The 26467-nt window shown below is 68.2% G+C and carries 21 protein-coding genes and 1 tRNA gene; 12 read left to right on the top strand and 10 right to left on the bottom strand.

Translation table 11 applies throughout. The features are described from left to right. The first annotated feature begins 59 nt into the window (after positions 1 to 59). Positions 60 to 581, top strand: a complete 522-nt coding sequence (locus IP78_RS03705) for a hypothetical protein (protein WP_156320268.1) — start codon at positions 60 to 62, stop codon at positions 579 to 581. A gap of 9 nt (positions 582 to 590) precedes the next feature. Here the strand turns inward: IP78_RS03705 and IP78_RS03700 are convergent, their stop codons facing one another. Genes IP78_RS03700 through IP78_RS14965 form a run of 3 tightly spaced genes read right to left on the bottom strand, consistent with a single transcriptional unit; the run spans position 591 to position 7023 of the window. Further along, positions 591 to 4874: a translocation/assembly module TamB domain-containing protein gene (locus IP78_RS03700; protein WP_054110362.1), complete on the bottom strand. Its 4284-nt coding sequence runs from the start codon at positions 4872 to 4874 to the stop codon at positions 591 to 593. Beyond that, positions 4871 to 6736, bottom strand: coding sequence for an autotransporter assembly complex family protein (locus tag IP78_RS03695; protein WP_231680910.1), 1866 nt, complete (start codon positions 6734 to 6736; stop codon positions 4871 to 4873). Before IP78_RS03695 ends, IP78_RS03700 begins: the two co-directional genes overlap by 4 nt. Positions 6737 to 6759: 23 nt before the next feature. Next, on the bottom strand, positions 6760 to 7023 hold the full coding sequence (locus IP78_RS14965) for a hypothetical protein (RefSeq protein WP_082384826.1): 264 nt from the start codon (positions 7021 to 7023) through the stop codon (positions 6760 to 6762). A gap of 102 nt (positions 7024 to 7125) precedes the next feature. Here IP78_RS14965 and IP78_RS03690 point away from each other — a divergent pair, with 102 nt between their 5' ends. Next, complete coding sequence (locus tag IP78_RS03690; protein WP_054110361.1) at positions 7126 to 8919, top strand: ATP-binding protein; 1794 nt, start codon at positions 7126 to 7128, stop codon at positions 8917 to 8919. On the opposite strand, the gene IP78_RS03685 is transcribed toward IP78_RS03690, so the two are convergent. Continuing rightward, complete coding sequence (locus tag IP78_RS03685) at positions 8916 to 9986, bottom strand: CaiB/BaiF CoA-transferase family protein (protein ID WP_054110407.1); 1071 nt, start codon at positions 9984 to 9986, stop codon at positions 8916 to 8918. The two genes, IP78_RS03690 and IP78_RS03685, sit on opposite strands and share 4 nt — an antisense overlap. Positions 9987 to 10085: 99 nt before the next feature. Here IP78_RS03685 and IP78_RS03680 point away from each other — a divergent pair. From IP78_RS03680 to IP78_RS03670, 3 genes are all read left to right on the top strand, one after another. Then, positions 10086 to 10162: transfer RNA gene (locus tag IP78_RS03680), tRNA-Lys, on the top strand. A gap of 51 nt (positions 10163 to 10213) precedes the next feature. After that, complete coding sequence (locus tag IP78_RS03675) at positions 10214 to 10750, top strand: hypothetical protein (RefSeq protein WP_054110360.1); 537 nt, start codon at positions 10214 to 10216, stop codon at positions 10748 to 10750. A gap of 86 nt (positions 10751 to 10836) precedes the next feature. Further along, a complete protein-coding gene (locus IP78_RS03670; RefSeq protein ID WP_054110359.1) occupies positions 10837 to 11835 on the top strand; it encodes a serine hydrolase in 999 nt (332 codons plus the stop codon). Positions 11836 to 11963: 128 nt separating this feature from the next. On the opposite strand, the gene tgt is transcribed toward IP78_RS03670, so the two are convergent. Then, entirely contained in the window at positions 11964 to 13076 is a 1113-nt protein-coding gene (tgt, locus tag IP78_RS03665) for a tRNA guanosine(34) transglycosylase Tgt (protein WP_054110358.1), read from the bottom strand. 12 nt (positions 13077 to 13088) lie between these two features. Continuing rightward, the gene (gene purM / locus IP78_RS03660; RefSeq protein ID WP_054110357.1) at positions 13089 to 14120 is read right to left on the bottom strand and encodes a phosphoribosylformylglycinamidine cyclo-ligase; all 1032 of its coding nucleotides are present in this window, start codon (positions 14118 to 14120) and stop codon (positions 13089 to 13091) included. An 80-nt stretch (positions 14121 to 14200) separates the two neighbouring features. On the opposite strand from purM, the gene rnd reads away from it, so the two are divergent. Beyond that, a complete protein-coding gene (gene rnd / locus IP78_RS03655) occupies positions 14201 to 15349 on the top strand; it encodes a ribonuclease D (RefSeq protein WP_054110356.1) in 1149 nt (382 codons plus the stop codon). 39 nt (positions 15350 to 15388) lie between these two features. On the opposite strand, the gene IP78_RS03650 is transcribed toward rnd, so the two are convergent. From IP78_RS03650 to IP78_RS03635, 4 genes are all read right to left on the bottom strand, one after another. Next, complete coding sequence (locus IP78_RS03650; protein ID WP_082384832.1) at positions 15389 to 16810, bottom strand: Ppx/GppA phosphatase family protein; 1422 nt, start codon at positions 16808 to 16810, stop codon at positions 15389 to 15391. Positions 16811 to 16886: 76 nt separating this feature from the next. Next, the gene (locus IP78_RS03645; RefSeq protein WP_054110406.1) at positions 16887 to 19103 is read right to left on the bottom strand and encodes an RNA degradosome polyphosphate kinase; all 2217 of its coding nucleotides are present in this window, start codon (positions 19101 to 19103) and stop codon (positions 16887 to 16889) included. 23 nt (positions 19104 to 19126) lie between these two features. Next, a complete protein-coding gene (locus IP78_RS03640) occupies positions 19127 to 19825 on the bottom strand; it encodes a chromosomal replication initiator DnaA (RefSeq protein ID WP_054110354.1) in 699 nt (232 codons plus the stop codon). Positions 19826 to 19909: 84 nt separating this feature from the next. Further along, complete coding sequence (locus IP78_RS03635; RefSeq protein ID WP_156320267.1) at positions 19910 to 20674, bottom strand: hypothetical protein; 765 nt, start codon at positions 20672 to 20674, stop codon at positions 19910 to 19912. Positions 20675 to 21052: 378 nt separating this feature from the next. Between IP78_RS03635 and aspS the strand changes: the two genes are divergently transcribed. The 6 genes from aspS to mltG form a co-directional block, all read left to right on the top strand. Beyond that, positions 21053 to 22834: an aspartate--tRNA ligase gene (aspS, locus tag IP78_RS03630; protein WP_054110405.1), complete on the top strand. Its 1782-nt coding sequence runs from the start codon at positions 21053 to 21055 to the stop codon at positions 22832 to 22834. Positions 22835 to 22879: 45 nt separating this feature from the next. Next, the gene (gene fabG, locus IP78_RS03625; RefSeq protein ID WP_054110352.1) at positions 22880 to 23620 is read left to right on the top strand and encodes a 3-oxoacyl-[acyl-carrier-protein] reductase; all 741 of its coding nucleotides are present in this window, start codon (positions 22880 to 22882) and stop codon (positions 23618 to 23620) included. Beyond that, positions 23620 to 23814, top strand: a complete 195-nt coding sequence (locus tag IP78_RS03620) for a hypothetical protein (RefSeq protein WP_054110351.1) — start codon at positions 23620 to 23622, stop codon at positions 23812 to 23814. Before fabG ends, IP78_RS03620 begins: the two co-directional genes overlap by 1 nt. A 160-nt stretch (positions 23815 to 23974) precedes the next feature. After that, entirely contained in the window at positions 23975 to 24214 is a 240-nt protein-coding gene (locus IP78_RS03615) for an acyl carrier protein (RefSeq protein ID WP_021697838.1), read from the top strand. Between the two features lie 106 nt (positions 24215 to 24320). After that, a complete protein-coding gene (gene fabF, locus IP78_RS03610; RefSeq protein ID WP_054110350.1) occupies positions 24321 to 25601 on the top strand; it encodes a beta-ketoacyl-ACP synthase II in 1281 nt (426 codons plus the stop codon). After that, a partial coding sequence (gene mltG, locus IP78_RS03605) for an endolytic transglycosylase MltG (RefSeq protein WP_054110349.1) occupies positions 25601 to 26467 on the top strand: 867 nt, incomplete at its 3' end. The genes fabF and mltG, both read left to right, overlap by 1 nt.

Below are 26467 nucleotides of genomic sequence, written 5' to 3'. Positions count from 1 at the left end.
ACGACCGGCTGGGAGTCGGTCGTTCAGGGGCTAAGTCAATGTCGAAGTGGCTCCGAGCCATGAACCCGCTCATGAAACCTCGCGGCATGGCGGAGGCTCAGTGGGCCGCTCAATCCTTCGCTATCGTGCTCGTGTTTTCGTTCCTGGTCGGCCTTCCAACTGCGATCTGGATGGCGGTGGACCCCTCGTGGATCAATGACCTTCTGCGACAGCAGTACGAGGCCCAGGGTCTGCCGCCAGCGGACATCGAGATGGCGACCGCCCTGGTCGGTTACATCATCCCCGCGTCTATGATTTTCGGCGTTCTCCTGTGGGCGGCCGTCGTCGGTGTTCTGGCTTGGGTGCAGTGGCGCAAGATGACACGGGTGATCCCGGGCATCTGGCTGGCTTATACAGCTTACAGCATCCTGATGGGCGTCGCGGTCAGGGTCTCCGGATACTCGCCTTCGAACCTGGGACCGCCCGTCCTGCCTCTATGGATAGAGGTCGTTTCGTGGGCCGGCGTCACTGTCGCAGTGGTTGGAGCGGTCTCATCACTTCGCGGCGCGATGATGTTGCATCGGTTGCAACGCGAACCCTGACAGACGTCATCAATCGTCGCGGTTGGGGCGTCGGTCCTCGCGGACCGTGCCGGGAACGCGGGACTGACGCCGCCAGCGGATCGACAGGCTGGCGTCGCCCTGGCCGCCGAACTGGCTGGTGATCGCCAGGTTGCGGCGGACCTGCCATTCGACGTTGACGGCGGCTCCACCCTCGCCGCCGCCGATGATTTCCAGATAAACGTCGTCGGTAATGTAACGGCCGCCGGCGACCGTCAGGGCCGAGGCCTCGCCGCTGAAGGACAGGCGGTCCAGACCCGCCAGTTCGCGCAGATTTCCGACCACGTTGAAGCCGCCGCCGCCTGCCAGCGAGGCCACGCTCGCTGCCAGCTGGGCCGCCTCGAGCGGCGACAACTGGGACGCCGAGCGGCCGAACAGGACCTGGGACAGGATCTCGTCCTGCGGAAGCTGGGGGGTCGAGGTCAGCGCGATCTCGGGCCGTGCCGCCGTGCCGGTCACCCTGATGGTGGCGGTCAGCGCCGGGTCGTCCCGCACCGCCGTCAGATCGAGTTCGATCAGAGCCGGATTCGTGGATAGCGAGACCGACCCGCGCGGATCGAAGACGAAGCGCTTGCCCGCGAAATCATAGTCGCCGCGCACGATGTTGGCCGTGCCTGTCAGCTGGGGCTGACTGACCGTGCCCTGGACGCGGGCATTGACGTTCAGCAGCACATTCAGGCCCCGGCCTTCGACGCTGACCTCGCCGCCGCGCGATCGCAGGCGGATATCCAGACCGATCTGGGGGCCGCGTGAAGAGGTTGTGTCCTCCTGCTCCACGGGATCGCCGCCGGGGCGGTTGATCTCGACCACGTCCATGCGGACGATGCCGCTGGAGCCCGGCGGATTGGCCTCGATCCGGGCTGCGTCGACGTTGATCTCGCCCGACAGGGTGACGTTGCCGTCGGAGGCGCGCACGACGGTCAAGGGGCCTGACGCCCGGGCTGTGGCGATGTCATTGTCGATGATGTGAAAGCCGGCGAGAGCCAGCTGGAAGCTGGAACCAGACCCTTCTCGCAGGCCGATGCGGCCGCTCCCGTCGATCGTTCCAACCGGGCGAGGCGGTGCACGGGGCCGGTCATCCCTGTCGTTGGCGCGGAAGGCCTGAATGAGCGCGGTGGTGTCGTCGAAGCGTGCCGACACGGTCATGTCGTTGAGCAGGAGACCTGAGCCACTGTCGCTGAAACGACCCTCCTCGAGGGTCATCCTGCCGTTGAGGAGCGGCGCCGCCAACGTCCCTCCGAGCGTCGCACTGGCGTCGACCTGACCGGCCAGCGAGCGTTCTCCCCCGAAGAACACGTCCCAGATCGGCTGGATCTGGCCGTCGATGTCGACCTCGCCCGACATGGGTCGGGTGCGGGCGATGGCCAAACGAAGCGGCGCGGCCGAGGCCTCGACGGGCAAGGTGACGTCTGCGGTCGCGGTGACGGCGTTGGTCCCAGAGGCATTGGCTTGCAGCCGCAGGGTGTCGTTCACGAGTGTGGCGAGCACAGCGCCGTCGACGCTGAGACCGCGCGGGGCGTCGATGCTGCGCAGGCCCGCCAGTCTGACGTTGGCCGAGCCCGAGAGATCGTCGTCCTGCCCCCGCAGGGAGACGCGGCCGGTGACGCTGCCGCGAAGATCGGGCGCGATGGAGCCCAGCTCGACGCTGGTCAGGTCGGCCTGGATGATGGCTGCATCGGAATCCTGGCGGAGCTCGCCAATCAGGACACCGCCACCAATGGCCAGATCAACGCGCGCCACGCGGCCGTCGCCCGCGAGGGCAATGACGGCGGGGTTGCGCGTGGCGAAGGCGACCTCGCGCACGCGACCGTCGCCGGTCAGGGTGACGCTGGTCGCCTCGCCCTGGCGGGAGAAGATGCCGGAGCCGTCGAAGGCGACCGCCGTGGCACCGCCGACGTCGGCGACCAGGGTGAAGGGCAGCCGCTCCAGCGTGCCGCGTCCGTTCAACGTGAGGGTGCGGATGGTGTAGCCAGATCCGGCGAAGCGGACATTTCGGCCCGTAACGTCGAGAATGGCGGTCTCGGACGCGGTGCCTTCGGCCAGACGTACGCGACCATCAGCAGTCCCGGCGGCGAGGAAGGCCCCCGGGCGGGCCGTGAAGGTCAGGTCGGCGCTGGAAGGGGTGTTGTTGGCGAGCGCGATGGAACCCTGAGCCGTGATGCCGCCGGCGTTCAGGTCGACGTCGGACAGGCGGATGCGATCGCCGCCGAGGAAGAAATTGCCGGACGCTCGGGCGGGACCGTAGTTGGATCCGGCCGTCAGCATGATCCGGCCGTCCGAGGCGTCGGTGCCCCGTCGGAAGCTGAGGATCAGATCGGCGTCGGTCAGGCGCAGGGCCCCGGTGGCGATGCTGCCGAAGCGGGCGGTGAGGTCGGCGCGGGGCTCAGCCAGCGTACCGGTCAGGGCACCCTGGCCGGTCATGGTGCCGTCGATGGCGACGGGCCCGACGCCGAAGGGGCCGCGCGCGTTCCAGTTAAGGGCAAGGCGCAGCCGACCCTCGGGCTCGATGAGCCCCCGTGCCGAGGCCGCCCCGGCCGCCCCGGTCAGATTGGCGCGCTCGACGGCGATACGGCCGTCGGCGAGATTGCCGGCCAGTTGAAGCCGGGGCGTGGCTCCCAGCAGACGATCAAGTTCCTCCAGCCCCGTGGCAAGACGGGCCCCGCTTCCGTCAAACGTCAGGGTCCAGGGCGCGCCAGAGCGAGCGGAGGCCGCGGTGATGGGGCCGCCGAAGGCGCCCCGCGCGCCCGGTCGGATGCGGCCGATGTCGGTGATGCGGGCGTCGCCCCGGAAGCTGAGGCCTCCGAGCAGGTTGCGCCGGCCGGCACCCGTCAAGGTCAGGGCCTCGCCGCGGGCGTCGATGCTCTGGAGCAAGACGGCACCGTCGGTCAGGCGGACGGCTTCGAACTGGACGCGCGGCGAGGTGCCGAGCAGGGCCCCGACGATGCCGGCGCTGCGGCCTCCTGCGCCGGTCAGGTCGCCAGCGACCTGGTAGCGGCGGGCGTCGGCGGAGATTGACAGGGGGCCGGAGATGACGGCGGCGGCATAACTGGCGAGCGTGGCCTGCTCCAACCGGACAGCGCCGTCGAGCGCCCAGCGGGCCGTGTCTCCGGTGAAGACGCCTTCATAGCGGGCGGGACCGCCGGTCGGGGAGCCGGTCAGGCGGGTAAGCGAGGGTGTCGAGGCGGCGAGCGTCACGCCCTCCTCCAGCACGCTGCGATCGGTCAGGTTCACTCGACCCCGGGCGCTGGACTGGAGGTTGTCGGAAATCAGCCGCCAGGCGACGCCGTGGACGGTCGCGTCGTCCCCCTCGGGCACGGAGGCGAACCCGAAGCGGGCGGTGCGGCCGATGCGGCGGACGAAGGGGGCCAGCAGGTCCGAACCGCTGAAGTCGACATAGCCCGAGATGCGCGACCCGGACGCGCCATAGCGGCCCCGGATCGTCAGGGGCGTGAAGTCTCCGGTGCGCACCGTCGCGCTGACCGCCTCGCCGTTGACGACGGCCGATGCATAGAAGGGCTCGTCCGGCGAATAGCCGAGGGAGCCCGCCAGCGGCCCGCCGTCGGCTTCGTTGGCGCGCAGGTTCAGCCGCAGGTCCTCGGGGCCGTCGCCGATCGTGCCGACGAGGCGCAGATAGTCGCCGGGCCGGTTCAAGCTGACCGCTTCGACTGTCGCGGACTTGTTTCCGCGACGCGGCGCGTTCACTTCGCCGTTCAGGCGCCATCGGCCGTATTCCCTCGAGAAGCCTTCCAGCAGTTCGACATTCGCCTGGAAGCGGTCGATGTCGATATCGAGCGGGAGGGGGCGCGGCGGGCTGCCGTCGGGCGGCTCGACTTCGGGGCGGCGCAGCAGCCGGATCTGGTCGGCCGTGATCTCGGTCGCGTGGAAACGGCGGGCGACCAGTGGCCAGTAGGTCCAGTCGACGCGGACGTTCGTGGCTTCGAGCCAGACCCCTTGCGCATCCGTGACGGTGACGCGGCGGATGGTGAAGTCGTCGAAAAGGTCGCCCGACAGCCCCTCGACGTTGATGGCACCATAGCGGCCGATCTTCTGGCCGGTGACAAAGCTGGTGACCAGTTCCCGGCCAGGGCCGGAAATCAGATACATCCGTCCACCCACCGCCAGGATTAGCGCGAGCGCCAGAAGACCCGCGACCGCCATGCCCCCAAAGAAGGCCAGCGCCTCGAGCCGCGTGCGACGACGCTTCTTGGCCTTGGCCTTGGCCGGGGTGTCCGGGGCCGGGGTTTCGGGCTCGGGCGTGTTGGGCGCTTCGGTCAAAACGCCTGACCAATGCTGACGTAGATCTGGAAGTCGGCGTCGCCGTCGCGCTTGTCGAGGGGGAAGGCGATGTCGGCCCGGATCGGTCCGAAGGAGAGGTTGTAGCGCGCGCCGACACCGACCGCGTAGCGCAGGTTGGAGAAGTCCGGCGCTTCGTTGAAGCCGATAGCCCCCGCATCGACGAAGGCCACCGCCCCGAAGTTGCGGCCTAGGTCACGGCGGATCTCGGCGGAAACCTCGAACAGGCTGAGGCCGCCGCGCGGGGTATTGTCGGGCAGGCGAGGCGCGACGCCCTGATACTCATAGCCCCGGACCGAGCCGCCGCCGCCGGAGTAGAACAGGCGATCGGCCGGGATGGTCAGTTCGTCGCCGCCGAGGATGGAGCCAAGCCGGATGCGGCCGGCGGCGACCGTCTTCGCCTCGTCCTGCAAGGGGATATAGCCGGTCAGCTGGGCCTCAGCGCGCAGGAACAGCAGCGTGTCCTCGCCCGTCACGGCGGTGGGCTGGACGTTCAGCGAGGCGCGCCAGCCGGTCGTGGGGTTCAGCGGATCGTTGGACTGATCCAGATAGGCCGAGCCGCGCGCGGTCAGGATGGCGAGGTCGCGGGTGATGGCCAGTGGCGCCTGGGTCAGGGGATCGAAGCGGTTCTCGTCGTACAGGCCCGCGTCGAGCCCTACACCGTAGCTGAACCAGGAGGTCTTGCCGATCCTCTGGCGGATATCGGCCGAGAGGACGCCCGCCGTCCGGCGATAGGCGTCGGTGTCCTCGTTCACGACCGCTGTGCCGAGGGCGAGCGTCTGACCGGGGCGGAGCCAGTGGGGCAGGGACAGGTCCGCCCCGAGCCGGCTGTCGATGTCGGCGAGGCGAAGCTGGAATCGCAAGGTGTCGGCGCGGCCGAAGCGGTTGTAGTAGGTCCACAGGCCCTCGATGCCCGAGCCGTCGGCGGTCGAGAAGGTGGCCCCGGCCTCGACGATGCGGCGAGGACGATCGGTCAGGGTGACGACGACCGGACGCGTGCCGTCCGCCAGCACCTGATCCGGCGGGGTCAGGGCGACGTTGACGCCGTCGTAGACGCCCGTCTCCAATAGCCGGCGCTCCAACTCGGCGACCTGCTCTGGGTCATAGCGGTCGCCGACGCGCCAGGGGGCGAGCGCGGCGACCCAGGCGGGGTTGGTCGGGCCGGCGGTCTCGAGCCGTACGCCGTCCAGGCGAACCAACTGGCCAGACGCAATGCGATAGGTGGGGGCGACGGTGAATGCTGCGTGGTCGACGACGACGCGGCGCGGCTGGACGGCGGCGTCAGGGTAGCCCTGCTCCGTCAGGCTGGCGATGATCCGGCCCTCGGCGGCGATCACGTCGGCGGCGCGGCCGGGCTCGCCGGACTCGAGGTCCAGTTGGTCCCGGGTGGTCTGGATGACGTCGGGCGTCGGCTCGGGCGCGACCCACTGGATCGCCGGCTCGGCCAGTACAAAGCGGCGGCCGGGCTGGACTGAGACGATCGCGACGGGCCTCTCCTCGCCCTCGACGATGTCCTCCAGAACCGGCTGGTAATAGCCCTCCGACCGCAGCAGGGCTTCGGCGGATTCCATCGCCGCGCGAGCGCGACGGCGCGCCTCGAATCGATTCGATGGCGGACCATCGACCTCGCCTATGGCCTGGCGCAGTTGGGCGCGGAGGTCATCGGGCAGATCACCCCGGATCTCGGCACGAGGATCCGCCTGGGCTGCGCCCGCGCAGAGCCCGACCGCGAGGGATGCTCCAGCGAGGACGTTCAGCTGATAGCGCGAGAGGGGCAAACGCGGGGCCTTGGTTCGGAACAGGATACGGCGGGCGGCCGAGGCGATGTTTCCGCAACCAGCCAAACACGACCCCCTTGTGGCGCCACTCAGTAGAACAGGGTCTCGCTTTCCGGCTGGACCGATTCTTCGGACGACGGATTGGCAGGTGGAAGCTGGCTGTTGTCCAGTGGCGGCAGCGGGTCGGTCGGAGCCGCGACCTCGGCGGCGGGAACAGCGGCGTCTTCGGCTGACGGGGTGACCGGGGCCTCCATCTCAAGCGCGGGCCCTGCATCACGCGGAACGGGTTCATCGCACCCCGCCAGAGCGAGTGCCGACCATGATGCCGTCAACAGCAAAAACAATCGCTTCATGAAATCTATCCCCCCTCGATGTCGTCCGAGCAAACGCGTGGTCTGATGGGCTGTTCCATAGCTTGGCCTTGAGCGATCGTCACGGTCTCACGGGCGGCCTCAATGGTTCGTTTGCATATCGGCGTCATCGTTCGGGCCATGGGTGACGCCGTCCAGATTTCCGCCAACGGCTGGGCCATGATCGCCCAGGTCCGGTTCCGCGAGCTGAAGACGAGACTGGGACTGGCGGCCTTCATCGCGGCCACGGCCTCGTTCTTGACTGGCGGTCTCTGGCCCGTGTTCTGGCTCAGCCTCGTCGGCCTGACCCAGCTGGTGGATTGGCTGGCTTTTCGACCCTTGCGGCTCCATCCTGGAATGGAGCCTTCGCTTGCCTACAAGATTGGCCTTTGCGCCGTCGCGGCGCTCAATGTCGTGGTCTATTCGGGGATAGCGGCAATCCTCTGGATCGCAGGCGGAGAGGCCGGGCGGCTGTTCGCCATGGTGCAGGTCGCGGGTGGTCTTCTGCATGTCAGCCTGCACATGCACCACGTCCGGCCGCTGCTGTTTTCCGCCGTCATCCCCCATAGCCTCTACTTTCTGGGGATGCCCATCACTGAAAGCCTGGTGTCGGGCACCTGGCAGGATTTCCTCATCGCCATCGGCGGTGTGCTGTTCATGATGCATCTCGTCGTGGCCGTTCGGCAGAGTTCGACAACCACCAAAGCGCTTCAGGACGCCAATGCCGAGGCCCAGGCTCAGCGTCAAAAGGCCGAGGTCGCCAGCGCCGCCAAGTCCGACTTCCTGGCCGTGGTCAGTCACGAGATCCGGACGCCAATGAACGCCGTGATATCGGCCGCCAACCTGTTGCGCCGGACGCGATTGGATCGCGAGCAAAGGGAGCATGTCTCCATGTTGCTCGACGCGGGTGACGTGCTGGTCGGGTTGCTCAACGACGTCCTGGACTTCTCCAAGATCGAGGCCGGCAAGATGCAGCTGGAGTCCTCGGAGATGGACCTGCGCGACAAGCTCGCCTCTCTCGGACGGCTCTGGCGGCCGAAGGCCGAGGCCAACGGCGTGCGTCTGGCCATCCAGATCGCGCCGGACGTGCCGGATACCGTTCGGACCGACCCGCTGCGTTTCCAGCAGATGCTGTTCAACCTGCTGTCCAACGCCGTCAAGTTCACCGAGCACGGCTCGATCACCGTCTCGGTCGACTGGCGCGAGGCGGATCGGCGGCTGATCGTGGCTGTGGCGGACACCGGGTGCGGGATCGCACCGGACCGGCTGGCCAACATCTTCGACAGCTTCGAACAGGCCGATGCCGGGACGACCCGGAAGTATGGCGGGACGGGGCTGGGTCTGGCGATCAGCCGACGGCTCGCCGAGATCATGGGCGGCCGCCTGACCGCCGAGAGCGTGGTCGGGCAGGGCTCGACCTTCACACTGAATCTACCGGTCGAGCTGGTTCAGACGACCGAACGTGCGCCCAAACGGGCGGCGGCGGACGAGCGGGCTCTGGCCGGCCGGGTCATCCTGGCGGCCGACGATCACGCCGTGAACCGGCGCATCCTGGCGCTTCTGCTGGAACCGCATGAATGCCGGCTGGTGCTGGTCGAGAATGGCGCCGAGGCGGTCGAGGCGGCCATGACGCAGAGCTTCGACGCGATCCTGATGGACATGCAGATGCCGGTGATGGACGGGCTGACCGCCACGGCAAGGATTCGCGCCGAAGGCATGAACCGCCGGACCCCGGTGATCGCCCTGACCGCCAATGCCATGGATGTGCACCGCGCGGCCTGGGACGCGGAAGGTGTGCATGCCTTCCTGACCAAGCCGATCGATCCGGCTCTGCTGGCTGCGACCCTGGCCGAGGCCTGCGTCCAGGACGTCGAAGCGCGCGAGGCGGCGGTCGCCTAGGCCCAGCGGGCGAGCGCCGTCCCCAGGGTATCGGTCGAGGTGGGTTCGGGCGCCTGAACATCACCGTCGAAACGCGGCGCAGGAGAGGGTTGGATCGGACTTCCGCCGAACGTCGACCGGGCCGCGTTGTGCGGATGGCCGGCGGCTTCCGCGAAGCTCAGGACGGGCGTGACGCAGGCCTCTGTGCCTTCGAAATGCGTGGCCCAGTCGTCGCGGTCTCGGGTCGCGAAGATTGCGGCGAAGCGGGCGTGGAGGGCGGGCCAGCCGCTGGGCGGAAACTGTGGGGCCTCACTTGGATCGACGCCGAGCCCGGCCAGCAGGGCGGCATAGAAGCGGGACTCGAGCGCGCCTACGGCGACGAACCGCCCGTCCGCGCAGGCGTAGCATCGATAGAAGGGCGCGCCGCCGTCCAGCAGGTTGACACCACGCTCGGCCGACCAAAGGCTGCTGGCCGAAAGGGCGTGGAACAGGCTGGAGAGCAGGGAGACACCGTCGGTCATGGCGGCGTCGACGACGCGGCCCTGTCCGGTCTGACGCGCCTCGATGATGGCGGCCAGGACGCCCGTGACCAGCAGCATGGCCCCGCCGCCGTAGTCGCCGACGAGATTCAGCGGCGGGCGTGGAGGGCGGTCCGGCTCACCCATGGCGTGCAGCGCGCCGGTCAGGGCGATGTAGTTGATGTCGTGGCCAACGGTATCGGCCAGCGGCCCGGTCTGGCCCCAGCCGGTGATCCGCCCGAAGACGAGGCGGGGATTGGCGGCGCGACAGACGTCTGGACCGAGGCCCAGCCGTTCCAGAACGCCGGGACGGAAGCCCTCGATCACGGCGTCGGCGCGCGCGATGAGGTCGAGGACGGCGGCGCGGTCATCCGGCGACTTCAGGTCGACGGGCACGGCGGTCCGGCCGCGATGCAGCACCGCCCCGCCGACATCGCCGAAGGCCGAAGCCCCGTCGGCGCGGGTCAAGCGCAGGACGTCCGCGCCCAGATCGCCCAGCACCATGCCGGCGAAGGTGACGGGACCCAGTCCGTCGAACTCGATGATGCGAACCCCCGCGAGAGGCTTCATGCGCGCCTGTCCTTTTTGCTTGCCGGTCTTGACCCGGCCGTTCTCATGAACCAGAAGGCGCAACCGCGAAACGGCCAGCCCGTTTCCGGTCCGCGATGTGCGTCCTTAGCTCAGTTGGTTAGAGCATCTGACTTTTAATCAGAGGGTCCTCGGTTCGAGCCCGAGAGGACGTACCATCCGCCTCCCGCTTGCGTGGACATCGGCGTCATCGTGCTTATGGTCGCGGCATGATCCGTCCTTTGCTGTGCCTCCTCGTGCTTGCGGTTCCGCTCGGCGGCTGTTCGGCGGCCCGGCAGATCGGGGAGGGCTTCGGCGATGCGGCGACCCAGCCGCTGGTCGATCTGAACGTGCGGCGCGAGCAGATCCCGACGGTGCTGCTGCAGGCGCAGGCCAATCCGTATGACCGGCGCAATCTGAACCAGTGCACGACGATCCGGGCCGAGGTTCTGCGGCTGGACGAGGCCTTGGGGCCGGATCGGGACGAGCCGCCCCGGCCGGATGCTCCGACCCTGAACGAACAGGCGCAGGATGCGCTGGCGGAAGCGGCGCTGGACGCCATCCGGGATGCGACCGCGGACTTCATTCCCTATCGCAGCTGGGTCCGGCAGCTGTCGGGGGCGCAGGCGCGGTCGCGGGCGGTGCAGGACGCGGTCGAGGCCGGGCGGCTGAGGCGGGCCTATCTGAAGGGGCTGGGCATGCGGGCTAACTGCGCCCCGCCGGCCTCCCCGGCGTGGTTCCGGCCGACGGGCGGGTCGCGGCGGTAGTCGACCGGCCAACGCCGGGACAGCGACCTCGGTCTGCGACGGATAGGGTCCCGTGATCCGTTCAAAGGCGAGAGAGGAGGCCCTCCATGCCCACACCTACTCGACGCCGCCTGCTTGTCGGCCTCGCCGCCACGGCCGTCGCGGCCCCGGCGCGCCTCCGGGCGCAGGACCGCCTCGCCGCAGCCGCCGCCTATTCAGCCACCGCTGGCGGCGTGTCCCTGGTTGTGTTCGAGCGCGGGCGCGAGGTGTTTCGGGCGCATCGCGACGGGGTCGAGCCCGCCCTTGAGCTGGCCAGCGGCACCAAGAGCTTCAGCGGCCTGCTGGCGGCGGCGATGGCGCAGGACGGTCTGCTCGCGCTCGATGAGCGCTGCGCCGACACTCTGTCCGAGTGGCGGGAAGACCCGGTCAGGACGCAGGCGACGATCCGCACCCTTTTGCAACTCGCAGCAGGCGTGGCCAGTGGGCCGACCGGGCGTCCGCCCACCTATGCCGCGGCGGTCGCCTTTCCAGCGGAGGTGCCGGGAGTCTTCCGCTATGGCCCGACGCCCTTCCAGGTGTTTGGCGAGATCGTCCGGCGCAAGCTGGTCGCCACTGGGCAGCCGGACGATGTGCTGACCTTCCTGCAGCGCCGTCTCCTGACGCCCGCCGGAGTCGAGGTCGGCGGTTGGAGGCGGCAGGCGGGCCAGCCGAACCTGCCGTCTGGCGCGCGTCTGACGGCCACGGCCTGGGCTCGCTTCGGCCAGATGGTGCAGGACGGCGGGCGTGGGCTGGTCGACCCGACGGCGCTGGCGGCCTGTTTCGCGTCGTCTCCGGTCAATCCGGGCTATGGCCTGACCTGGTGGTTGCTCCGCCCGGGACTGGTCCCGCCGGGGCCGCGCGCCGGGATCGATGCCGACGACTTTGGCCGCCTTGGTGGGCTCGACATCCGCATGGCCGCCGGGGCCGGCAATCAGCGGCTTTATCTGATCCCGGAGCGTGAGCTGGTGGTGGTGCGCCAAGCCGACGGGGTCCTTCGGGCTTTGCGCGGACGCGGCCCGACGTGGTCGGATGTCGAGTTCCTGACCCGGCTGCTCGGGACGGCGTAGGTCTCTCATGCCCCCCACGGGTCCGTTGATCGTTCGACGCCTTGCCCGTCCGCTCGGTTCCTCCGTGTCCCTGGTGACCCTTCCGTGCTCTCCGTGACGAACCTGTTGCCCTTGTCTGGCACCAGACCTCAGTTCGAGACGTGCCGCGTATGAAAGTCGCGCCGAAAGGCTTCGAATCGCCCTGCTGCGATGGCCTCGCGCATGGTCGCTGTCAGGGCTTGGAAGAAGGCTATGTTGTGCCAGCTGAGCAGGGTCTTGCCGAGGATCTCGTCTGCGCGGATCAGGTGGTGAAGATAGGCCTTGGAATAGGCTGACGACGCCGGGCAGGGGAGGGTCGGGTCCAGCGGGTCCTGATCCTCGGCGAAGCGGGCGTTCTTGAGATTGACCGGGCCGTCCCACGTCCAGGCCTGGCCGTGGCGGCCGGCGCGGGTCGGGAGCACGCAGTCGAACATGTCCACCCCTCGCCAGACGGCCTCGACCAGATCGATTGGCTTGCCGACGCCCATGAGGTAGCGCGGCCGGTCGACGGGGAGCATGGCGGGGGCGAAATCGAGCGTCTCGCACATGGCCTGGTGGCCCTCGCCGACGGCCAGGCCGCCGATGGCGTAGCCGTCGAAGCCGATCTCGATCAGGCGGTCGGCGGATTCGCGGCGCAGGCCCTCATAGGTCGAGCCCTGCTGGATGCCGAACAGGGCTTGCGTCTCGCGCGTGCCGAATGCGGCCCTGGAGCGGGCGGCCCAGCGGGCGGACAGTTCCATGGCTGCGCGGGCGCGGGTCTCCTCGGCCGGCCAGGAGACGCACTCGTCCAGCTGCATGACGATGTCGGAGCCCAGGCGATCGGCCTGGATCTCTATGGAGCGTTCGGGCGACAGGACGTGCTTGGAGCCGTCGATGTGGCTGGAGAAGGTGACGGCGTCTTCCTTGACCTTGGAAATGCCGGCCAGCGACATGACCTGGAAGCCGCCGGAATCGGTCAGGATGGGTTTTGTCCAACCCATGAACCTGTGCAGCCCGCCCAGCCGCTCCATCCGCTCGGGGCCGGGGCGGAGCATCAGGTGGTAGGTGTTGCCCAGGATAATGTCGGCGCCGGTCGAGGCGACCTGATCCACCGTCATAGCCTTAACCGTCGCGGCGGTGCCGACGGGCATGAAGGCCGGCGTGCGGATGTCGCCGCGCGCGGTGCGCAGCGTCCCGGTCCGGGCGCGGCCGTCGGTGGCCGCGATGTCGAAGGCGAAAGGCATCCGGCGCCGGGGCTAGACCAGCTGGCCGCAGACAAAGGCGGTTTCGCCGGCTTCAAGCAGGGCGGCCAGCACGTCCTCGGCGTTCTCGGGCGCTACGATCAGGATGAAGCCGACGCCGCAGTTGAAGGTGCGGCGCATCTCGTGGTCGCTGATCCCGCCGGTCTCGGACAGCCAGCGGAACACGGGCGGCATCGGCCAGGCGTCCCAGTCGAACTCGGCGGTCAGGCCCTCGGCCAGGCAGCGCGGCGGGTTCTCGATCAGGCCGCCGCCGGTGATGTGGGCCGCGCCCTTGATCTTGCCGGCCTTCATCAGCGGCAGGACCGACTTCACATAGATGCGGGTCGGCTCCATCAGGGCCTGGGCCAGCGACCGATCCGTGGCGAAGGGGGCGTCGTCGCCCCAGGACAGGCCCGAGCGCTCCACCACCTTTCGGATCAGGGAGTAGCCGTTGGAGTGCGGGCCCGACGAGGCCAGGCCGATGATCAGGTCGCCGGTGTTCTGAAGGTCCAGACGGGGGAGCGCATGGCCGCGTTCCAGCGCGCCCAGCGAAAAGCCCGCGAGGTCATAGTCGCCGCCGGAATACATGCCGGGCATCTCGGCCGTCTCGCCGCCGACCAGCGCGCAGCCCGCCTGGCGGCAGCCCTCGGCGATGCCGGAGACGACGCGCCGCGCGGCGTCGATCTCGAGCTTGCCGGTGGCGTAGTAGTCGAGGAACAGCAGCGGCTCGGCGCCCTGGGCCAGCAGGTCGTTCACGCACATGGCCACCAGGTCGACGCCGACGCCGTCGTGGCGGCCGGTCTCGATGGCGATCTTCAGCTTGGTGCCGACGCCGTCGGTGGTGGTGACGATCAAAGGGTCGACGAAGCCTGCCGCCTTGAGGTCGAACAGGGCGCCGAAACCGCCCAAGGACGGCTCCGATCCCGGGCGGGCCGTGGACTTCGCCAGAGGCTTGATGTGCTCGACCAGCATGTCGCCGGCGTCGATGTCGACGCCTGCATCGGCGTAGGTCAGGCCGTTCGGATGGGAATCAGAGGTGTCGCTCATCGCTCACGGGCCTGAAAACGGTGCGGAAAAAAGGCCGGGGCTCTTGCCACGACGCGGTCGCGGGGGGCTATAGCATTTCAATGACGCCGATCACCACCAATGACGCGCTGGCCCAGTTCTGTTCGGCGGTTCGCGACGCTCCCTTCATCGCGGTCGACACCGAGTTCATGCGGGAGACGACCTACTGGCCCAAGCTTTGCCTGATCCAGGCGGCGACGGCCGAGCATGAGGCGATCATCGACCCCCAGGCCGAGGGGCTGGACCTGGAGCCGTTCCTGGAGATCCTGCGCGATCCGGCGATCGTGAAGGTCTTCCACGCCGCGCGGCAGGACACGGAGATCTTCGTCAAGCTGGGGGCCATGCCGGTGCCCATGTTCGACACCCAGGTCGCGGCGATGGCGGCGGGCTTCGGGGATCAGGTCGCCTATGATTCGCTGGTGCGGCAGATGCTGAAGATCGACCTGGACAAGGGCAGCCGCTTCACTGACTGGTCGCGCCGGCCGCTGTCGGACGCCCAGCTGCACTATGCGATGGGCGACGTGACCCATCTGGCGGCGCTGTATCCCAAGCTGCGCGACCGGCTGAAAAAGGAAGGCCGCTTGGACTGGGTCATGTCGGAGATGGAGGATCTGGTCGATCCGGAGCTCTACGACACCGATCCGGAAAAAGCCTGGAAGCGGCTGAAGCCCAAGAAGTATTCGGCCAAGTACCTGGCGGCGTTCAAGGCCACGGCGGTGTGGCGCGAGCGGGCGGCGCAGGAGCGCGACCAGCCGCGCGGTCGTATCCTGAAGGACGAGGCGATCGACGAGATCGCGACGCAAGGCCCAACGGATATCGAGGCGTTCAACCGGCTGCGGTCTGTGCCGAAGGGCTTCGGCGGATCGCGGCTGGGGCTGGAGCTGATCGAGGTACTGAAGCGGGTGCTGGCCGACCCCGAGGCCCATGCGCCGAAGATGGACCGGCCTGCGCACAACCAGCCGGCACCACCGAGCGTGGTCGAGCTGTTGAAGGTGCTGCTGAAGGCCAAGAGCGATAACGCGGGCGTGGCGTCCAAGCTGATCGCCAATGTCGCGGACCTGGAAAAGATCGCCTTATCGGATAGCGCCGACGTCGAGGCGCTGAAGGGCTGGCGGCGTCAGCTGTTCGGCGAGGATGCGCTCAAGCTCAAGAAGGGCGAGATCGCTCTGGTCCTGAACGGGCCGCGCGTCGAAGTGGTGGAGATCGAGTAGGCCTTCTCCCTCCCCATGAAGGGGAGGGAGAAGAGCGCATCAAATCTCCAGCTTGAGTCCCAGAGCCTCCGCCAGAGCCTTTGCGCGGCGCTTGGTTTGTTCGCCCAGCAAGACGTCCGCATAGCCCGGCGTGGCCGCGAGCCGGAGCGCTCCGTCCCGTACGGTGACCGAGGCGTTGGCCAGCAACTGCGGCGAGCGCCCCGACAGGTCGCAGCCCAGCCGGAGCGCCAGTCCCATGGCGCGGGCGGCAAGGCGAGCGTCCTCGGGCAGCAGGCGCTCGATCAGGTCCGGCACCGGCGTGGAGCCGCCGCCGCCGTAGCGGGCGTTCAGCGCGGCCGCCAGCCAGGCGCGTTCGGCGTGGGTCTGGCCGGGGATGGGCGCGCGCAGGACCTGATCGAAGACGAGGTCGACGCGGTGGTCGGGGTGCAGGCGAGCGCCGAGGTCGGCCAGGCGACAGGCGGCGGCGGCCAGCACCGGGTCGCGCTCCGGGCCGAAGCTGACAGGCAGGGCCTCGACCACGTCGGCAAGCCATGCTTGGAGCGCGGCGGGCAGACCGGGGGATATGCCTTGGCGGCCGCCGAGGGCCGCACAGCCGGCGATCAGCGGATCGACCGGCAGTTCGTCGCGGTCCAGGGTTTCGTAGAGCAAGCCTTCGCGCAGCCCCCAGGCCGAAAACACGACTGTTTCGAGAGCCAGAGCCTCGATCAGGCCGTCCAGGACCAGGGCCGCATACGGCAATGTCTCTGCGCGGCGTTTGGAGACGCCCGGCAATCGATCCAGGGACGCTCGGGATTGTTGCGCGACGAAGCGAGCGACGTCACGGGCGTCCTTTGCCGTCATGGCGTACTGGTGCACGATACGCAGCGGATAGCCGCTGATTTCCATGTGCACCTGGGCCAGGGAACGCCATCCGCCGCCCACCGCATGAAGCTCCGGCGTCGCGAACCGCTTGGCCACCGGTTTGAGGCGTGCCGCGATGGTGGACTTCAGACGCTCGGCGTCGAAACCCTTGGGATCGGCCAGGCTGAAGGGGCCGAGTGGCAGGGTCACGCCGGGCTCGGGACGATCCAGGCCGATCCGGATCAGCTCCAGACTGGATCCGCCCATGTCAGCGGCCAGGCCTCTTGCGCGTGGATCACCAGCGGTGACGCCCAGCGCCGCATAGCTGGCCTCTTCCTCGCCGGTCAGGACGCGGACCTTCAGCCCAGTTTCAGCGGCGACGCGGTCGCAGAAGGAGGGACCGTCCTCGGCCTCGCGCACGGCTGCTGTTGCGGCGACGAAGACGTAGGCGGGCCTGACCCCCTCCAGTACAGCCGCGAAGCGGCGCAGCGCGGTCATGGCCAGCGCTACGCCGGGTTCGGACAGCCGACGCGTCGCGGGCAGGTCGCGGCCGAGACCGGCCTGCACCTTCTCGTTGAAGACCGTCCAGATGGCCCTGCCCTCCAGCCGGTAAAGCACCATGCGGACGGAGTTCGACCCGATGTCGATGACGGCCGCCTCGCGCGGCGCGGCGTAGGGCTCGGTCACGCCGCCCCGCTCATCTCGAGGGCCGTATGTAGCGCAGGCGGCCGGGCAGGGTCTTTACCTTGCGGCCCCGCCCGGACAGGCTGGGATTGGTCATGAAGTATTGGTGCGCCGAGAACGGCCGGGCCGGATCGACCGGCGAGACCCGCGTATAGTCGCCGTCCGGCCCCAGCACCCAGCTCTGGGCGTCGTCCTTGAGGTTGGCGACCATGATCTGGTCCAGGATCTGGTCGTGGACGGTGGCGTTGGTGACCGGCGTCATGACCTCGACGCGTCTGTCCAGGTTGCGCGTCATCCAGTCGGCCGAGGAGATGTAGACCTTGGCCCGATCATGCGGCAGGTCGCGGCCGTTGGCGAAGCAGATGATGCGGCTGTGTTCGAGAAAGCGGCCGACGATGGACTTGACCCGGATGTTATCCGACAGGCCTGGAACGCCTGGACGCAGGCAGCAGATGCCGCGCACCACCAGCTCGATGCGCACGCCCCACTGGCTGGCGCGATAAAGCGCGTCGATGACCTCCGGATCGACCAGCGCGTTCAGCTTGACCCAGATGGCGGCGGGTTTCCCCTTGGCGGCGGCCTGCATCTCCTTGCCGATCAGGTCGATCAGCGTCGCCTTCATGTTCAGCGGCGAGACGACCAGCGCCTCCAGGTCCTCGGGCTGGGCGTAGCCGGTGATGTAGTTGAAGACGCGCGAGGCATCGCGCGCCAGCACAGGGTCACAGCTGAACAGGCTGAGGTCGGTGTAAACCTTGGCTGTGATCGGGTGATAGTTGCCGGTGCCGAAGTGGCAGTAGGTCTTCAGCGCGTCGCCCTCGCGGCGGACGACGACACTCAGCTTGGCGTGGGTCTTGTACTCGACGAAGCCGAAGACGACGTGGACACCGGCCCGCTCCATGGCGCGGGCCCAGCGCAGGTTGGCCTCCTCGTCGAAGCGGGCCTTGATCTCGACCAGGGCCACGACGTTCTTGCCGTTCTCGGCCGCCTCGATCAGGGCCGCGACGATCGGGCTGTCCTTGGAGGTGCGATAGAGCGTCTGCTTGATGGCGATGACGTTGGGGTCCCGCGCGGCCTGCCGCAGGAACTGGACCACCACGTCGAAGCTCTCGAACGGGTGGTGGATGAGGATGTCTTTCTCGCGCACGGCGGCGAAGACGTCGCCGCCCTGGTCGCGAACCCGTTCGGGGTAGCGGGGCTCATAGCCGGGAAACTTCAGGTCCGGGTGGCCGGGCGGGATCAGCTCCGACAGCTGGGCAAGGCCCAGCATGCCGTCGATCAGCACCACGTCCTGGGGCGCGGCGTCGAGCTCGCCGACGATGAACTCGCGCAGGTCGTCGGGCATGGAGGCCTCGATTTTCACCCGTACGACCGAGCCCAGGCGACGCTGCTTCAGCGCCTCCTCGAACTCCATGACCAGGTCCTCGGCCTCCTCCTCGATCTCGATGTCCGAGTCGCGGATCAGGCGCAGCACGCCCTTTTCAAGCACCTCGTGCCCGGGGAAGAGGTGCTCGATGAAAAGAAGCAGCACCGTCTCCAGTGTCACGAAGCGACGCCGTCCTTTCACCGACCGGCCGTCGCCCGGCAGTTCCCAGAACCTCCGCACCTGCGTCGGCACAGGCACGAGGGCGTAGAGGGTCTTGTTGTCCCGGTTCCGGCGCAGCTTGAGCGCCAGCGAGAAGCCCAGGTTCGGCAGAAAGGGAAAGGGATGGGCCGGGTCGATGGCCAGCGGCGTCAGCACGGCGAACAGCTGGCTGAGGAACTCCGGCTCCAGGCGGTCGCGGTCGGTCTTGGTGATCTTGGCGGAGCGGACGACCTCGATGCCGGCGGCGGTCAGCTCGTTCCGTAGCTGGCGCCAGCGCTTCTGCTGCTCGGCCATCAGCTCGCCCGCGGCGACGTTGACGCGCTCCAGCTGCTCGGCGGCGGTCAGGCCGTCGGCGGACAGGGTCCGCACCCGCTCGCGCACCTGACCCTTCAGGCCCGCGACCCGGGTCATGAAGAACTCATCGAGGTTGTTGGCCGAGATCGACAGGAACCGCAGCCGCTCCAGCAGCGGGTGGGCCGGATTGGCGGCCTCCTCGAGCACACGGGCGTTGAACTTCAGCCAGCTGATCTCGCGGTTGAAGAAACGCTCGGGCGACGCCATCAGCGCTTCGTCCAGATGCAGCTGGGGCGCGCGGGAGGAGGGGACCTCTTCTCCGGTCGTCGTGTCGGCGATGGCGGCGTCGGACATGGGTCGGTTGTGGGGCCGCAAGGTTACGGCTGCAACCCTTCCGAAGGCTCTTCGAACAGATCGGCGCTGGCGCCGAGTACCTGGCGGGCGAGCGCACGGGTCACAGGGCGGTGTTCGGCGTCCAGACGCTCGACGATGGCAGCGGCGGCTGCGGCCGAGCGGTCGATGCGCAGGACCAGATAGTCGATCACACCGTCGCCCGGCGTGATGCTGCGTTCGGCGAAGCGAGCGGCGAGGATGGCCGACAGGGCGGCGTCGTCCGGGGCCTCCATGGCGACGACGCGGACGGCGTCCAGCCGGCTGCGCAGATCCGGCACCTCGACATGCCAGCGGCGGGGGGAGGGGCGCGACACCATGAGAAGGGCACCCCCGTCCTGCTGGGCCAGGTTGATGAGGTGGAACAGGGTCTCGTCGTCGGCGTCCTGGGCGATGTCGAGCAGGACCGGGCGGCCCTCCAGCTCCAGCGGATCGGCCAGGGCCGCCTCGGAGCCGTTCAGTGGGACCGCGCCGACGCGCTCGGCCCACAGGGCGGCGAGGTGGCTCTTGCCACAGCCGGCGGGGCCGCACAGGGCCATGACGCGACCGGTTGCGTTCGGCCAGGCGGCCAGCGCGTCATAGGCGAAGGCGTTCGACCCCGACCGCACGAAGGCGGCGGCACTGGGGGCCACGTCCCGCTTGAGCGGAAGGCGCAACTGGTCGGGGGCGGATCGCCGAGCGGACATGGCCACAGCATAGCAGATCGGCGCGACTGTCCGGATACGGTCCCATTTGCCCCGGTGGACAGACGAATAGGTTTGTGGACGGGTCTACTCGGTCTCTGCCGCGGAGCTGGCATTTATCTCGTCGAGAGAGCGTGCCTGCTCGGCGAGCGTCGGAACATTGCTGCTCCGCCTGACCTGATCAGGCAGGAGCTCCCGGTTGAAGTCGCCCTGGGTCGTCTCGCCGTCGCGGATCTGAAACTGGGTCCCATAGATCTGCGGCTGACCGGTGCTCTGGAGATATCGGTCCATCGTCGCCGCCGCGATCCATGTCGCGTCCTGCCTGCCGAGACCGACAGCGACGACGGCCAGACTGTGGGCCAGCAGATAGTCCTCCGGCCGGTCGCCGTGCTGGAAGATAAAGGCGGCGCGCCAGTAGTCGTCGGCGCTGTTGATCTGGCCGCCGTCCAGCAGTTCACGGGTGCGCGCGCGTCGCGCGCGATCCTGCTCGCTGATCACGCTCCAGTTGACGGTGGCGTCCGGGTTCGTCCGCGGCGCCTGATCCGCTTCGAACAGCGCCGCCAGTTCGGCGTTGCTCGCAGGAACAGGCGGCCGGGTCACGTAGGTCGCCTGTGGATCGAGATCGGCGGCCACTTCCAGCGGCGGCCTCGGCCGGATCAGCGGAATCGGAGGCAGGCGATTGTCGACGGGCGACCGCAGTTCAGCGCCGCCCGCCGCCACACTCAGCAGATACTCCCGACGCGTTGGCCCGGATGGGTCGTCAGGATCGAAGGCCGCGATGTGGACCGCCCCGTCCCGCCTTGTGATCGTTTCAACCCGGCGCGTGACGATCGGCCCCTCGACGCCGGACACGGTCAGTCCGTTCCCACCGCTGCTGGTCGCAAGCGCGGTTGGCCGCTTCAGGGTACCGGCCAGACGACCTTCGCCGTCCGACGTCAGTTCGATCACCATGAGGTTGCGGCCTTCCACGTTCCAGACCCAGGCACCCGACAATTCCTCAGCGCGCGCCGCGCCGGCAAGAAGCGCCCACTGAGCTGTCATCAGCAAGGCGAGAAGGCATCGAAGGAAAGACCGCATGGACGCATGCTCCCGGAACTGGATCAGGTCACCAAACCCTGCCCGCAGAGCCGCCGCCGATCCACCCTTGATCCTTGACTTTCGGGGGTTCCGATGCGCCATAGCCCGCTTCTTCATTCCGCTGTTTCGCAGCCGTTTCAGACGAATCCGATCATGCACGCCTATCGCTCCCACACCTGCGGCGCCCTCCGGTCGACGGACGCGGGGCAGAATGTGCGGCTGTCGGGCTGGGTGCATCGCAAGCGCGACCACGGCGGGCTGCTGTTCATCGACCTGCGCGACCACTATGGCCTGACGCAGCTCGTGCTGCACCCCGATACACCGGGCTTCGAGATCGTCGAGCGGGTGCGGGCCGAGAGCGTCATCCGCGTCGACGGCGAGGTCGTCCTGCGCGAGGCCGGCACCGTCAACGCCAACCTGCCGACGGGCGAGATCGAGGTGCGGGTCAAGGCGGTCGAGGTGCTGTCGGAAGCCGCCGAACTGCCACTGCCGGTCTTCGGCGAGCCGGAGTATCCGGAGGAAATCCGTCTCAAGCACCGCTATCTCGATCTGCGCCGGGAGACGCTGCACAAGAACATCGTCCTGAGATCGAAGGTCATTTCCTCGATCCGTCGCCGCATGGTCGATCAGGGCTTCCTGGAATACCAGACTCCGATCCTGACGGCGTCCAGCCCCGAGGGCGCGCGCGACTTCCTGGTGCCCAGCCGCCTGCATCCGGGCAAGTTCTATGCGCTGCCGCAGGCCCCGCAGCAGTTCAAGCAGCTGCTGATGGTTTCCGGCTTCGACCGCTACTTTCAGATCGCGCCCTGCTTCCGCGACGAGGACCTGCGGGCGGACCGGTCGCTGGAGTTCTATCAGCTCGACGTCGAAATGAGCTTCGTGACGCAAGAAGACGTGTTCGCCGCCATCGAGCCCGTCATGCACGGCGTGTTCGAGGAGTTCGCCGACGGCAAGGCGGTTGATCCCTATCCGTTTGTGCGCATTCCCTACCGCGAGGCCATCGCCAAATACGGCACCGACAAGCCGGACCTGCGCAACCCGATCGAGATGCAGGACGTGTCCGAGCACTTCCGCGACGGCGGGTTCGGCCTGTTCAACAAGATCCTGGCGGCTGATCCCAAGAACGCCGTCTGGGCCATTCCGGGACCGAAGGGCGGTTCGCGCGCCTTCTGCGACCGCATGAACAGCTGGGCCCAGGGCGAAGGCCAGCCGGGTCTGGGCTACATCTTCTGGTCCGACGATCAGGGCGGCTGGGGCGGACCCATCGCCAAGAACCTCGGCGCCGAGGCCACCGACGCCTTGATGAAGGCCGTCGGAATGGGCCAGGGCGACGCCTGCTTCTTCGCCGCCGGCGACCCGGCCGTGTTCCACAAGTTCGCCGGCAATGCGCGGACCAAGCTGGGCCAGGACCTGGGCCTGATCGCCGACGACGCGTTCCGCTTCTGCTGGATCGTCGACTTCCCGATGTTCGAATGGTCGGAAGAAGAGAAGAAGGTCGACTTCAGCCACAACCCCTTCTCGATGCCGCAGGGCGAGATGGAGGCGCTGACGTCCAAGGATCCGCTGGATATCCTGGCCTATCAGTACGACATCGTCTGCAACGGCTATGAGCTGTGCTCGGGCGCGATCCGGAACCACAAGGCCGAGATCATGCTGAAGGCCTTCGAGATCGCGGGCTATGACGCCTCGGTGGTCGAGGAGCAGTTCGGCGGCATGCTGAACGCCTTCCGCTACGGCGCGCCGCCGCACGGAGGCCTGGCGCCCGGCATCGACCGCATCGTCATGCTGCTGGCCGGCCAGACCGCGATCCGCGAGGTCATCGCCTTCCCGCTGAACCAGCAGGGCGAGGACCTGCTGATGAACGCGCCGACGGAGGCGCAGGAGCGTCAGCTGAAGGACGTGCACATCCGCACGGCCCCGCCGATCAAGGTCTAGGCGACGGAAAGCCCGGCGCGATCCGGGGATCATTCGGAGGACTTCATGTTCAATCTGACCGGCAAGACCGCGCTCGTGACCGGCGCGACCGGCGGCATCGGTGGGGCGGTGGCGCGGGCGCTGCACGCCCAGGGCGCGACCGTCGTGCTGTCCGGCACGCGCGAGGCGGTACTGGCGGACCTGGCGAACGAGCTGGGCGAGCGCGCGTTCGCGGCGGCGGCGAACCTGTCGGACGCCGAGTCGGTCGACGGCCTGGTCGGGCGGGCGGAGGATGTCGCGGGCTCAGCCCTGGACATCCTGGTGGCCAACGCCGGGATCACCAAGGACGGCCTTCTCATGCGGATGAAGGACGAGGACTTCCAGTCCGTGATCCAGATCAATCTGGAGAGCTATTTCCGCCTGGCCCGCGCGGCCGTGAAGGGCATGATGAAGCGTCGCTCGGGCCGGATCATCGGCGTAACCTCGGTGGTCGGCGTCACCGGCAATCCGGGCCAGACCAACTATTCGGCGTCCAAGGCCGGGATGATCGGCTTTTCCAAGTCGCTGGCTCAGGAGGTCGGCAGCCGGGGGATCACGGTCAACTGCATCGCGCCGGGCTTCATCGCCTCACCCATGACCGACGTACTGAACGACCAGCAGCGCGAGGCCATCCTGGGCCGCATTCCCGCCGGGCGACTGGGCACGGGGGACGAGATCGCGGCGGCGGCCGTCTACCTGTCGTCTGACGAGGCCGCCTACGTCACGGGCCAGACGCTGCACGTCAATGGCGGCATGGCGATGATCTGATGGTCGTCCTGCGCTACCTCGCGACGATCCTGTGCGGCCCGCTGCTGCTGATCGGCATCATCTGGGTGCTACAGGGCCTGAACATCCTTCCCGGCAGCTTCATGACGGGCCAGATCATCTGGGCCATCTACGGCGCGCCGATGGCGGTTGTGGGCGCAGGCCTGCTGTGGTGGGTCAACCGTCGTCGGGGATGACAGGCTGTTACAGCCTATTTCCACCCGCCGGGGGTGTGCTAAAGGGCTCGGCAACCGATTGGGCCAGCGAGCGTCGCCCCTTGCACAGTCGGAGCCGTCGTCTTACGGCGAAACCGAGATCAAACGCCGCCGATGGCGGCCCTAGAAGGCAGAGACACCCATGTCCGACACCCTGGAACGCGTCCGCAAGATCGTGATCGACCACCTGGACGCCGATCCGGACAAGGTCACCGAGAAGGCCAGCTTCATCGACGACCTCGGCGCCGACTCTCTCGACAACGTCGAACTGGTCATGGCCTTCGAGGAAGAGTTCGATATCGAGATCCCCGATGACGCCGCCGAGCACATCCAGACCGTCGGCGATGCGGTGAAGTTCATCGACGAGAAGACCGCGGGCTGATCCCGCCGTCCCATCGGTATCCAATGGCCGCCCGGCGCTCCTAGCGGAGAAGCCCGGCGGCCATTACTGTTTCTGAATCAGGTTTCTCGGAGCTGGAGCACCCACCATGCGCCGCGTCGTCGTCACAGGTCTCGGTCTCGTCACCCCGCTCGGTAATGGCGTCGAGCACAGCTGGAAGGGCATCGTCGAGGGCCGCTCGGGCATCCGACCGATCACCACCTTCGACACCGAGGGCTATGCCTGCACCATCGCGGGCGAGGTGCCGTCGGTGGACGGGCGGGGCGGCGGAGCTCCGGGCCAGCCGGGCGTGTTCGATCCCGACGCCATCATGTCGCCGAAGGAACGGAAACGCGTCGACGACTTCATCCTTTACGGCATCGCAGCGGCGGACGAAGCGCTGGCCGATGCGGGCTGGAAGCCGGAAAGCGACGAGGATCGCGAGCGCACGGGCGTGATGATGGGTGCCGGCATCGGCGGTCTGGGTCCCATCGCCGAGAACGCCCTGATCCTGCAGGAGAGCGGCCCGCGTCGGATCAGCCCGTTCTTCATTCCGTCGGCCCTGATCAACCTCGCCAGTGGCCAGATCTCGATCCGGCACGGGCTGAAGGGGCCGAACCATGCGGTGGTGACGGCCTGCGCGTCCGGCGTGCACGCCATCGGCGATGCGGCGCGGATGATCGCTCTGGACGACGCCGACGTCATGGTCGCGGGCGGGGCGGAGGCCTCGATCGTGCCGTTGGGGATCGCCGGCTTTTTGGCCTGCAAGGCGTTATGCACCGCCTACAACGATACGCCGGAGAAGGCCTCGCGGCCCTATGACCGGGGTCATGCGGGCTTCGTCATGGGCGAAGGGGCGGGCGTGCTGATCCTGGAGGAGTACGAGCACGCCAAGGCGCGTGGGGCGAAGATCTACGCCGAGGTCATCGGCTATGGCATGAGCGGCGACGCCTATCACATCACCGCTCCGTCCGAAGACGGCGACGGGGCCTATCGCGCCATGAAGGCGGCGGTGAAGCGGGCGGGCATCGACGTGACCGACATCGACTACGTCAACGCCCACGGCACCTCGACCATGGCCGACTGGATCGAGCTGAGGGCCGTCGAGCGGCTGATGGGCAACCACTCCGGCCACGTCGCCATGTCCTCGACCAAGTCCATGACCGGGCATCTGCTGGGCGCGGCGGGGGCGATCGAGGCGGTGTTCAGCGTGTTGGCCATCCGTGACCAGATCGCGCCGCCGACCATCAACCTGGACGACCCGGAACACGAAACCGCAATCGACCTCGTGCCACACAAGGGCAAGCCGATGGAGATCGACGTGGCCATGTCCAACAGCTTCGGGTTCGGCGGCACCAACGCCTCCATCCTGTTCCGCAAGGTCGCCTGATGGTGTTCGGGGGGATGCCGGGCCAGAAAAGACCCGGCCTGATCGCGGCGCTGTTGGCGGCCTCGGCGACAGTCAGCCTGTTCCTGATCGCGGGCCTGGCCTGGGCGTGGAGCGTCTACTATTCGCCCGGTCCGCCGGCCCAGAACGACGAATCAACCATCGTGACCCTACCCAGCGGCTCGGGCGTCTCGGCCATCGCCGCGCGGTTGAAGAACGCCGGCGTGATCCGGTCGGTGGACATGTTCAAGGCGGCGGCGACCCTGACGGGCGCAGACCGGAGGCTGCGGGCGGGGGAGTATGAGGTGCCGAGCCGGGCATCTCTGAAGGCGGTGCTGAACCTGCTGACCGAGGGCCGGGTGGTCCGCCACTTCGTGACCATACCCGAAGGCTGGTCCTCGGCCCAGGCGGTCGACATCCTGAACGCCGAGACCATCCTGACTGGGACGATCGACGAAATCCCCGAGGAAGGGTCCCTGTGGGCCGAGACCTATGAGGTCACGCGCGGCGAGAGCCGTCAGGCCGTGATCGCTCGCATGCAGCGCGCCGCCGAGGAAAACCTCGCCGAGCTATGGGCCCGGCGCAGCCCCAACACCGTCGTTCGCACGCCCGAGGAGGCCGTGATCCTGGCCTCCATCGTCGAGAAGGAGACGGGTGTAGCGGCGGAGCGTCCGCGCGTGGCGGCGGTGTTCTCCAACCGCATCCGCCTGGGCATGAGGCTGGAGAGCGATCCGACCATCATCTACGGCATCACCAGGGGACGGCCACTGGGCCGAGGCATCCGGCGATCCGAGCTGGAGCAGGACACGGGCTACAACACCTATCGGATCGACGGCCTGCCGCCCACGCCGATCGCCAATCCGGGGCGG

The sequence above is a fragment of the Brevundimonas sp. AAP58 genome (assembly GCF_001295975.1).
Lineage (GTDB): Bacteria > Pseudomonadota > Alphaproteobacteria > Caulobacterales > Caulobacteraceae > Brevundimonas.
The sequence above is the reverse complement of the archived record's forward strand: the minus strand, read 5'-3'. Positions and strand labels throughout refer to the sequence as shown.